Origin of the sequence: Halomarinibacterium sedimenti (assembly GCF_019312585.1) — a bacterium.
GTDB lineage: Bacteria > Bacteroidota > Bacteroidia > Flavobacteriales > Flavobacteriaceae > Halomarinibacterium > Halomarinibacterium sedimenti.
Map to the genome: position 1 here is coordinate 218,397 of NZ_JAHWDP010000002.1, position 10,806 is coordinate 229,202.

Below are 10,806 nucleotides of genomic sequence, written 5' to 3' on the forward strand. Positions count from 1 at the left end.
GGCAAAAATAGTTACTCTGCTAAAAGTTTTTCAATAATAGCTTTAGTTTTTTCACTGTCCCAATCGGCAGCTCCCTCTTTATCAATGACAATTTCTCCATTTTTTGAAATTAGATAGGTGGTTGGGAAAGAGTTTGTCTCCAAGCCATTAGGTAATTGTTCCTGTGGAATATAAATGGGTAATCGATACCCTTTTTTCTGAATGAATTTTTCAAGTGTTTCAGGACTTTCTAAAGAAACAAAGTAAAAATCTACTGCGTCTCCATATTCGTCGTATAGATTTTGAAGGGAGGGCATTTCGGCAACGCAAGGGGGACACCAAGTGGCCCAAAAATTAACAAGGGTTACCTTTCCTATAGACTGATTAAAATTAATATTAGAACCCTCTAAATCTTCCAATTGCCAATCAAAATCATGTATAGTTTCTCTTTTTTCAACCTTTATTTCAGAAGGACTAAAAGAAATTAGTCTGTTAAAAAAAACCTTAATAGGCATTCCTGTTTGTGGTATAAATAGCAGCGCTACCAATACAAGTAGTAAAATTGTGCTTCCGTGTTTTTTAAAGGGTACCATCAATTTTATATTATTTTTTTTTTGCAAAACTTTTGTTAATAAAAACTATTTCATTACATTTAATCGTATAAAGCTTACACTTTATCGATATTTTTAATGTTTAATCTAATATTATAGGTCATGGGAGACAATCTATTATTAGGCATGTTATTTATAACAATAACCGCTTTTTCACAAGTGGGTGTAAATACCACAAATCCTCTAACAACACTAGACATTAATGGAAATTTAGCCATTCGAACAGTACCCGTTGAAACCAACAAAGATATCGCTAAGGATTCAATATTGGTAATTTCAACTGATGGAATTGTAAAAACAATCTCTGCAAATGATGTTGTAAATAAAGGAATTCCATCCATAGCTAAGGGGAATTTTTCAGCATCAGGGGCTATTGCCGTTTCACTTTTAACGGGGTCAAGTACTATACCCTTTGATAACGAAAGTTTCGACCTAAGCAACGAATACGATACCAGTTCCTATACATTTACGGCACTAGAAGATGGGATTTATCAAGTATACGTTCAAATAGAAACTCATACAACTATAGGAACCGCCACCAACTTTGGGGTTTCCATAAGGCATAATGGTTCTGTTATTGCTACTTCTTCTTTTGCCAATGTAGGGGTGCTAGGCGTTAATGTCACACCTCCCTTTAGGAACACTTCTACCTTTATTCAAGTAACAGCTGGAGATACCATAAATTTTTCTTTGGAAGGAGACATCGCACTGGGGACGGTTAATTTAAGCGGGGATGGTTCAAACAGTTTTTTCACTATTAATCAAATTCGATAATTACTAACCAACCTTTATTTCAAAAGAAGGCCATTTAGGCCTTTTTTTTATGCCTTTAGGATTTCAAAAAAATAGTACTTTTATACAAAACCAAAAACTATGAGCTCCAGAAGAGATTTCGTCAAAAAATCGGCTATCCTCGGTGCAGGAATTACCCTTGCTCCCCAATTTACCTTTGCTGAAAATTTTTCCCCTTCCAAAGAAAAATTAAATATTGCCCTTATTGGGGTTGGCCTGCGTGGTACCAATCACTTACAAAATATCTTATACCGAAATGACTGTATTATTACGGCCATTTGTGATATCGATGAAAGACGAAATACCATTGCGCTCGATTTAATTTCAAAAGCAGGAATGGCAAAACCTAAAGTATTTGGCAAAGATGAATATGATTACCGAAATCTTTTAAAGCTAGAAAATGTGGATGCTGTCATTATTTCTACCCCTTGGCTTTGGCATACTCGTATGGCGGTAGACTCTATGAAAGCTGGAAAATATACAGGTTTGGAAGTTTCTGCCGCAAATACCATGGAAGAATGCTGGGACTTGGTCAATACTCACGAAGCGACTGGAAGTCATCTTATGATTTTGGAGAATGTATGCTACCGGAGAGATATTATGGCGGTATTAAATATGGTAAAACAAAACCTTTTTGGAGAACTCTTGCATTTTCGCTGTGGTTATCAGCATGATCTGCGATTTGTTAAATTTAACGACGGAAAAACAGCCTACGGAAAAGGAGTAGAATTTGGTGACAAAGGGATTTCTGAATCGGCTTGGAGAACACAACATTCCTTACTTCGCAATGCCGATGTGTATCCAACCCACGGCGTTGGCCCAATTGCAGTGATGAGCGATATCAATCGCGGCAACCGATTTGTTAGTATTTCTTCTATGGCTTCTAAAGGCGTTGGGCTTCATAATTATATTGTAAAACATGGCGGAATAGATCACCCCAATGCAAAGCTAAAGTTTAAACAAGGCGACATTATTACCTCTATGATAGAAACGGCCAATGGAGAAACCATCATTGTGACTCACGATTGTAATTCACCGCGCCCCTATTCACTCGGATTTAGAGTGCAAGGGAGTGAAGGCATTTGGGAAGTAGATGGTAACCGAATTTACATCGAGGACAAAACTTCAAAACCCCATCAATGGGACGAAGCAACGGCTTGGCTGGAGCAATACGATCACCCGCTGTGGAAAAAATATGCCGAAACTGCTGAAGGCTCTGGTCACGGCGGTATGGACTTTTTTGTGCTGCAAGCTTTTGTAGAAAGTGCTAAAAAGAATATCGCTCCTCCCCTCGATGCTTACGATGCAGCAGCTTGGAGTGCTATTACTCCGCTTTCGGAAGTATCTATTGCCAATGGTGGCGAAGTGCAAGATTTTCCCGATTTCACCCGTGGGAATTGGGTAAAAAGAAAACCGTATAATTGGATGAAAGATGCGTATTAATCTTGCATAAAATTCCTAATCATATCAAGGTAAAAACACCTGCGCGCATCTGCCTTTTTGGCGATCATCAAGACTATTTAGGACTACCCATTATTGCTTGTGCCATTAATAGGTTTATGACTTTTGACGCAAAAAAAAATGGCAAAACCTTTTTTGAAATCGCTATGCCCGATATTCAGGAAGTTAGGGTTATTCAACTGAATGATGACTTTGAAGGAATTGGAGGGACTCACGATTTTTTATTGGCTGGACTTAGGGTGGTAAAGCGTTACGGATGTATTCCTTCGGAAGGATTTACGGTGACCATTACTAGCGATATTCCTATTAATGCAGGAGTTTCCAGTTCTTCGGCCTTGAATGTGGGTTGGATTCACTTTCTATTAAAAACTTTTGGTTGCAATAAAAAAATTACGCCTCAGTTCATTGCGCAATTAGCCTACGAAGCCGAAGTGGTAGAACACAATTCCCCTGGCGGGAAAATGGATCAATACACCATTGCCTTGGGAAATACGATTTATTTGGAAACAGGTCAAAAAACTAAATTTCAGCCATTGGGCTCCAAACTGAAGGGACTCATTTTAGCCGAATCGGGTATTGCCAAGGAAACTATAGGTACTTTAAAAAACACTCGTGAACTGGCTGAAAAAGCCATTCAAAAAGTAAAGAAGTATGATACTAAATTTGAAATACAAACGGCAAAAGTTTCGGATATTTCAAAGTATGTGAATGTTTTAGATATTGAAATCCGTCCCTATTTTGAAGCGGCTATCAAAAATCATGAAATTACACAAGCAGCGCTTTCAGAATTTCAAAAAGCAAATTCCAATCATACATATTTAGCAGAATTAATGACAAAACATCACCGCATTTTAAAAGAAAAATTACAGGTATCCCACCCGAAGATCGACACCATGCTTGAAGCTGCCATGGAAGCAGGTGCATACGGAGGAAAAATTGTAGGTTCCGGCGGTGGCGGTTGTGCGGTGGTATTAGCATCCAAGGAAAAGGAAGAAGCTATCACACAAGCCTTTTTGAAAGCGGGAGCCAAAGCGGCCTATCCTGTCATTATTTCTAACGGAAGTTCGGTCAATTATGAAGCATAATACCCTTATCATATTAGCCGCAGGTGCCTCCTCCCGAATGAAAAAGTCTTTAAACGACCCTAAAGATTTTAAAGGAAAAGCCTTGATCCCTTTAGGAAAGGGAAAACCGCCTGTGCTTACCTATTTGCTTAACAACTCAAAGGAAGCGGGTTATCAAAAAATCATTTTGGTGGTGGGCAAAGATGCTGAAGCGTTTAAGAGTTTTATTAAAAATCTCAAAGGATTCGATGAAATCGAAATTGTATTTGCTACGCAGGAGATTCCTAAAGACCGAGAAAAACCCTTGGGTACGGCCGATGCTGTTTTCCAAACCATGGAGCAATACCCCGAATTGAAAGAGGAAGTTTTTACGGTGTGTAATAGCGATAATTTGTATTCGGTGAAGGCATTGCAATGGTTACGCGATGAGCCAACACCTAATGCGTTTATTAGCTATGATAGAGACGGCTTGCAATTCCCTCAAGAGAAGATTTTGTCCTTTGCTTTGGTGGTTTTAAATAAGGATGGGTATTTGACAGCTATTATTGAAAAACCCACGGCGGAAGCTTCTGAAAATTACAAAGACACACAGGGCGTTTTTCGTGTGAGTATGAATCTCTGGAAATTACACGGAGCGGATACTTATACTTATTTGAGAGATTGCCCACTCCATCATACCCGAAACGAAAAAGAACTACCCAATGCTATTTTACACATGATTAAAAAAGGGATTTTGGTAAAAAGCATCCCCTTAAAGGAGCATGTACCCGATTTGACAAATAGTAAGGATATTAAGATTGTTGAAAATATCCTGAAACAATTTAAAAATCTTTGATATATTAGAACAAAAATGAAGACGAAAATATTTAGCTTCTTTATACTTTTCAGTAGTATACAAATTAATGTGTATTCTCAATTTCAAGAACACACTATTAATACGAATCAAATAGTGAATGCTATAGTTTTGGCAGATATTGATGATGATACAGATAATGATATATTAATTACTGGAAACGAGGATAATGTGGTAAAATGGATTGAAAATTTAGATGGAGCAGGTGATTTTAGTATTATTCATGTGATTTATGAAACTCCATTTAATGTAGGGAATGAGATAGTTGTAAGTGATGTTGATTTAGACAATGATTTGGATATCTTGGCAAATATAAGTTCATATGATTGTGGATCTGTTTATTTATTTAATAATATAGATGGTAATGGAAGTTATGGCTTTGAAACTAATTATTTGAGTACTTGTGGTATTCAAAATGCAATAGTATTTGCGGATATAGATGGTGATAATGATGGAGACTGGGTTTCAAGTGTTTCATTATCAGAGCTAAACGAATCAAAGCTAAGTTGGTTCAAAAATAATAGCCTAGGAGATTTTGAAGAGCAAATAATTGATGCTTCTTACCTTAGATCTTTTGAGCTTGTAGATTTTGACAATGATAGTGATATAGATATAATTGGATTTAATCTTGATTCCACTACTAATCCAGAAATTATTTGGTATGAAAATATAGATGGATTAGGTGATTTTTCTAAACATATAATTACTATTAATCAAGGCTTAGATTATTATTCAAAATTATTATTTAGAGATATTGATAGTGATGATGATTTTGATATAATTTTAGCGCACGATAACATTCTATCATGGTATAAAAATGATGGATTAGGCAATTTTGGTTTTGAGTTAATTATCAACAATAGTAGCTTTACTAAAGTAAATATTTTGACAGTAGATTTAGATTCTGACGGAAATTTAGATATTATCTCTTCTGGTAGTAATAATTCAATAAATTTTTATAAAAATGACGGTCAGGGAAATTTCACAAGATTAAGTATTATTGAAGATTTATACCGATCCCGAAGTCCTATTTTTGTTGATGATATTAACAACGATGGTTTACAAGATATTATAGCTTATTCCACAGTAAATAATCAAATTTCTTGGTATGAAAATTCTGGTATTTTTTCTATTAATAATCCTATTAAAAATGAATTTATAATTCATCCAAATCCAATTAAAGATATAATTTTAATTGAAAGTAATTTCCAAATCCTAGAAGTTGAAATTTACAATTTACATGGGGTATTATTATATAATAGAAGCTTAGATATATCTGAAGAAATTAATATTAATATTTCATCTCTCACAGAAGGAATATACTTCATTAAAGCAATAGATAATGAAAATAATTCAACCATAAAAAAAATTATAAAAATCTAAATTAATAAAAAAACCCACTAATAACTTAGCGGGTTTTTGTTTATATAATGCTTTATTATTTATGCATTTTGCTTTTTTATCAAGTTTAAAGCAGAACCTTCTCGATACCAATCAATCTGTGCTTTGTTATAAGTATGATTGGCTTTAATCATATCCTTGCTTCCATCTTTGTGCACCACTTCAATGGTTAAGGGTGTATCGGGTGCAAAGTTGGCGATATCCACAAAGTTAAAGGTATCGTCTTCTTTTATTAAGTCGTAGTCATTTTCATTGGCAAAAGTTAATGCCAACATTCCTTGCTTTTTTAAGTTGGTTTCGTGAATACGCGCAAAGGATTTTACCAATACCGCAGCTACTCCTAAGAAACGTGGCTGCATGGCCGCGTGCTCTCTAGATGAACCTTCACCGTAGTTATGGTCTCCAACCACTATGGTTTTAATGCCTTGTGCTTTGTAGGCTCTTTGTGTATCTGGCACGCCTCCATATTCTCCATCCAATTGACTTTTCACAAAGTTGGTTTTCTTATTAAAGGCATTCACCGCTCCAATAAGCGTGTTGTTGGAAATATTATCTAAATGACCTCTAAAACGCAACCAAGGTCCCGCCATTGAGATATGGTCTGTAGTACATTTTCCAAAGGCTTTTATCAATAGTTTTACGCCTTGTAATTCTGCATCTTGAATCGGCACAAATGGTTCTAGCAATTGTAATCTTTCCGAAGAGGGATCCACTTTTACTACCACTCCGCTTCCGTCTTCTACTGGTTCTAAATATCCATTGTCTTTTACTTCAAAGCCTTTTGGAGGTAATTCCCATCCTGTTGGCTCGTCCAACATCACTTCTACCCCATCTTCGTTAATTAACTTGTCGGTCATTGGGTTAAAATCCAAACGTCCCGCTATGGCAATCGCTGCGGTAATTTCGGGCGATGCCACAAACGCATGTGTATTTGGGTTTCCATCGGCACGCTTCGCAAAGTTTCGGTTAAACGAATGAACAATAGAGTTTTTAGGAGCGTTTTTAGGATCTTCATAACGTGCCCATTGACCAATACACGGTCCACAGGCATTCGTAAATATCTTCGCGTCCAATTTCTCAAACACCTGAAGGATTCCGTCGCGTTCTGCGGTATATCGAACTTGCTCCGATCCTGGGTTAATCCCAAATTCGGCTTTAGTTTTTAATTTTTTATCTAAGGCTTGTTGTGCGATAGATGCCGCTCTAGAAAGATCTTCATACGACGAGTTGGTACAAGAACCTATTAATCCCCATTCTACCTTTAATGGCCAATCATTCTTAGTTGCCTTATCACGCATCGTTCCCACGGGTGTGGCTAAATCAGGAGTAAAAGGACCGTTTAGTAATGGCATTAATTCATCTAAATTAATATCGATTACTTGATCAAAGTATTGCTCTGGATTGGCATACACCTCTGGATCTGCCGTTAAGTATTCTTTAATTTTATTAGCTTCATCAGCAACATCGGGTCTATCGGTCGCACGTAAGTAACGATCCATAGATTCGTCGTATCCAAAGGTAGAAGTCGTTGCACCAATTTCGGCACCCATATTACAAATGGTTCCTTTTCCTGTACATGACATTGACTTGGCTCCAGGCCCAAAATATTCTACAATGGCTCCTGTTCCTCCTTTTACGGTAAGAATTTCAGCTACTTTTAAAATCACATCTTTAGGAGCTGTCCACCCCGAAAGTTTTCCGGTTAAACGCACTCCAATAAGTTTAGGAAATTTTAATTCCCAAGCCATTCCTGCCATCACATCTACCGCATCAGCTCCTCCTACTCCAATGGCGACCATTCCCAATCCGCCAGCGTTTACGGTATGCGAATCGGTACCAATCATCATTCCGCCAGGGAAGGCATAATTTTCTAACACTACTTGGTGAATAATCCCAGCACCTGGTTTCCAGAATCCAATTCCGTATTTATCAGAAACAGATTCAAGAAAGTGAAACACTTCGTTACTGGAAGACAATGCCGACTTTAAATCTTGTGCTGCTCCAGATTTTGCCTGAATTAAGTGATCACAATGTACCGTGGTAGGCACGGCAACTTTTGGCTTCCCTGCTTGCATAAACTGAAGCAGCGCCATTTGTGCTGTAGCATCTTGACACGCAATTCTATCGGGCGCAAAGTCAACGTAATCTTTACCACGTCGATAGACTTTGGAAGGATTTCCATCCCAAAGATGACTGTATAATATTTTTTCTGAAAGGGTTAAAGGTTTTCCAACAATTTCGCGCGCTTTATTTACACGTTGAGGGAATTTGGAATACACCTCTTTAATCATATCGATGTCAAATGCCATAGGTTTTGTCGTTTTTTTGAAGTCCCGCAAATTTACAAAAATTACTAATACTTTAAAAATAATACAACAAAATCGAATATTTGATGATTATAATTCAATAAATAGCAATATTTAGTGATTATTTTTAGATAATAGATAAATATTATATATGAATTTTATCAAATTCACAATTTTGACTTAGCCATTAAATTCCTAAAAAAGGGTTTATCTCGTATATCCATAACCGGTTTTTCATAAAAACGATATAGTCCATACGAAAGCACGATGGTAATAATTAGATATCCTATTGAAAAAACGAGTTTATACCACATGGTATTCTCATCCATTTCAAGAATAAAATGCATTAATTGAAGAATGATCGAGTAATGCAATAAATACATAGAATAGGAAATGATACTGATAAACGTAATAGGTTTTAAAATAAGGGCTGAAGCTGATTTTATATTCGACAAAACGGGTAACGAAAACGCGATAAAAATAGAGCAAAGCGGCAAATAAAAAACATTCAAAAAAAGAGGGGTAGTTTCTGAATTCATTCCCAACTGTCCTATGATAATATGCATTCCAGCAAAAAAGAAGAGGGACAAAAAGAGGAAAAAGCTCTTAAATGAATTCCAGCTTTTAGGAAATGACAAAGAAATAAACGCCGCTAATACCCCATAATAAATAGCATCAATTCTATAAAGCATAACCGCTTTTAAATTGATATTCCAGAATTCTAAGGAAGTGGCTCCGTGGGTATTATTATAGATAAATTTGGTTGCAAGAAAGAACAAAATTATAAAGAGCGTTACGAAGAGAAAGATGGTTTTTCTAGAAATTTTAAATTTAGGAAGCACTAGTAAATACAATAGTATCGGACCTAATATATAGGCAAATTCTTCAATGGGAAGACTCCACGATTCTGTAAAAAAAATGTCCATACCAAAGGTAGTATTTTGAAGAAAGCCAAAATACATCCAAAGTGTTTCTGGGAGTTCTCTTCCCAAATAAAACACCACAAATATATTGAGTACCAAAATGAGGTAGTAATTAGGAAGTGTTCTAAACCAGCGCCTAATAAGGAAGTAAAATAAGTGTGCAGGTTTAAAATGTTCGTTGGTAAATATTCTGAAAAGTATTCTTCCTATAAGAAATCCACTTAACACAAAAAATATTTCTACTCCCATCACTCCTGCTAGCCTCAATAATGAATAGAATGAGCCTTCCGTATCTGGGAAAACCCATAATGCATGAGAACACACCACAAATAATATGGCGGTGGTTCGCATGATATCGAGTCCAAATATTCGTTTGGAATAGTCTATTTTCAAAAAGAGGTTGTTTCAGTTTTAACGAATATACTGAAAATGCCTAAAGGAAATTAATACAACCCTTGAATAATCCCTTCAATAGTTAGGCCTTCGGCTTCGGCTTTATAGTTTTTGATAAGACGATGACGAAGCACACCAATGGCTGCTTTTTGCACATCTTCAATATCTGGAGAGAATTTTCCATGTAATGCCGCATTTGCTTTTGCAGCCAAAATAAGGTTTTGCGAGGCACGTGGCCCTGCTCCCCAATCGATATAATCTTTTACCATTTGTGGGGCAGCATCACTCTTGGGGCGTGTTTTTCCCACAAGAGTAACCGCATATTCAATTACATTATCTGCTACAGGAATTCTTCGTATTAAATGCTGATATTTAATAATTTCTTCGGCAGAAAATAATGGATTTACTTGGTAATCATTATCAGCAGTGGTGGCTTTAACCACTTCTACTTCTTCAGAAAAAGAAGGATAGTCTAGGTTAATGGCAAACATAAAACGGTCTAACTGTGCTTCTGGTAATGGATAAGTTCCTTCTTGCTCGATGGGGTTTTGGGTTGCCAAGACAAAATAAGGTAAATCCAGTTTGTAATGGTGTCCTGCAACGGTAACGGCACGTTCCTGCATCGCTTCTAGTAATGCGGCCTGTGTTTTAGGAGGGGTACGGTTAATCTCATCTGCCAAAATAATGTTGGCGAAAATTGGCCCTTTAATGAATTTAAATTCGCGGTTATTATCCAAAATTTCAGAACCCAAAATATCACTCGGCATTAAATCTGGAGTAAACTGAATTCTCTTAAACTTAAGTCCTAATGCTTCTGCTACCGTATTTACCAAAAGTGTTTTGGCAAGTCCTGGCACACCAATTAATAATGCATGTCCGCCAGAAAAAATGGAAAGCAATACCTGCTCCACCACTTCGTCTTGACCAACGATTACTTTTTTGATTTCGGTTTTTAATGCATTGTATTTGGAAACTAACTGTTCCACAGCAGCAACATCTGACATAGGTTTTATTTTCTATGGG

General features: G+C 36.5%; 9 protein-coding genes. 5 read left to right on the forward strand and 4 right to left on the reverse strand.

Going from position 1 to position 10,806, the window contains the following annotated elements:
* Nucleotides 1-11 precede the first annotated feature (11 nt).
* Complete coding sequence (locus KXJ69_RS05615) at nt 12-572, reverse strand: TlpA family protein disulfide reductase (RefSeq protein ID WP_219052314.1); 561 nt, start codon at nt 570-572, stop codon at nt 12-14.
* A 120-nt stretch (nt 573-692) separates the two neighbouring features.
* Here KXJ69_RS05615 and KXJ69_RS05620 point away from each other — a divergent pair, with 120 nt between their 5' ends.
* From KXJ69_RS05620 to KXJ69_RS05640, 5 genes are all read left to right on the forward strand, one after another.
* Nucleotides 693-1,364 (forward strand): complement C1q domain-containing protein, encoded by a 672-nt coding sequence (locus KXJ69_RS05620; protein WP_219051994.1) that lies wholly within the window; start codon nt 693-695, stop codon nt 1,362-1,364.
* 99 nt (nt 1,365-1,463) lie between these two features.
* Nucleotides 1,464-2,825 (forward strand): Gfo/Idh/MocA family protein, encoded by a 1,362-nt coding sequence (locus KXJ69_RS05625; RefSeq protein ID WP_219051995.1) that lies wholly within the window; start codon nt 1,464-1,466, stop codon nt 2,823-2,825.
* A complete protein-coding gene (locus KXJ69_RS05630; RefSeq protein ID WP_219051996.1) occupies nt 2,804-3,928 on the forward strand; it encodes a mevalonate kinase family protein in 1,125 nt (374 codons plus the stop codon). Before KXJ69_RS05625 ends, KXJ69_RS05630 begins: the two co-directional genes overlap by 22 nt.
* A complete protein-coding gene (locus tag KXJ69_RS05635) occupies nt 3,918-4,742 on the forward strand; it encodes a sugar phosphate nucleotidyltransferase (RefSeq protein WP_219051997.1) in 825 nt (274 codons plus the stop codon). Before KXJ69_RS05630 ends, KXJ69_RS05635 begins: the two co-directional genes overlap by 11 nt.
* Before the next feature lie 15 nt (nt 4,743-4,757).
* Nucleotides 4,758-6,143, forward strand: coding sequence for an FG-GAP-like repeat-containing protein (locus KXJ69_RS05640; RefSeq protein ID WP_219051998.1), 1,386 nt, complete (start codon nt 4,758-4,760; stop codon nt 6,141-6,143).
* A 59-nt stretch (nt 6,144-6,202) separates the two neighbouring features.
* On the opposite strand, the gene KXJ69_RS05645 is transcribed toward KXJ69_RS05640, so the two are convergent.
* From KXJ69_RS05645 to KXJ69_RS05655, 3 genes are all read right to left on the reverse strand, one after another.
* Entirely contained in the window at nt 6,203-8,470 is a 2,268-nt protein-coding gene (locus KXJ69_RS05645; protein WP_219051999.1) for an aconitate hydratase, read from the reverse strand.
* A gap of 164 nt (nt 8,471-8,634) precedes the next feature.
* A complete protein-coding gene (locus tag KXJ69_RS05650) occupies nt 8,635-9,783 on the reverse strand; it encodes an acyltransferase family protein (RefSeq protein WP_219052000.1) in 1,149 nt (382 codons plus the stop codon).
* Nucleotides 9,784-9,833: 50 nt separating this feature from the next.
* Complete coding sequence (locus tag KXJ69_RS05655; RefSeq protein WP_219052001.1) at nt 9,834-10,787, reverse strand: AAA family ATPase; 954 nt, start codon at nt 10,785-10,787, stop codon at nt 9,834-9,836.
* Nucleotides 10,788-10,806 lie beyond the last annotated feature (19 nt).

Coding starts and splice junctions, on each gene's coding strand:
- KXJ69_RS05615 (WP_219052314.1), bottom strand. CDS start 572: ATGGTACCCTTTAAAAAACACGGAAGCACAATTTTACTACTTGTATTG.
- KXJ69_RS05640 (WP_219051998.1), top strand. CDS start 4,758: ATGAAGACGAAAATATTTAGCTTCTTTATACTTTTCAGTAGTATACAA.
- KXJ69_RS05655 (WP_219052001.1), bottom strand. CDS start 10,787: ATGTCAGATGTTGCTGCTGTGGAACAGTTAGTTTCCAAATACAATGCA.
- KXJ69_RS05645 (WP_219051999.1), bottom strand. CDS start 8,470: ATGGCATTTGACATCGATATGATTAAAGAGGTGTATTCCAAATTCCCT.
- KXJ69_RS05625 (WP_219051995.1), top strand. CDS start 1,464: ATGAGCTCCAGAAGAGATTTCGTCAAAAAATCGGCTATCCTCGGTGCA.
- KXJ69_RS05620 (WP_219051994.1), top strand. CDS start 693: ATGGGAGACAATCTATTATTAGGCATGTTATTTATAACAATAACCGCT.
- KXJ69_RS05635 (WP_219051997.1), top strand. CDS start 3,918: ATGAAGCATAATACCCTTATCATATTAGCCGCAGGTGCCTCCTCCCGA.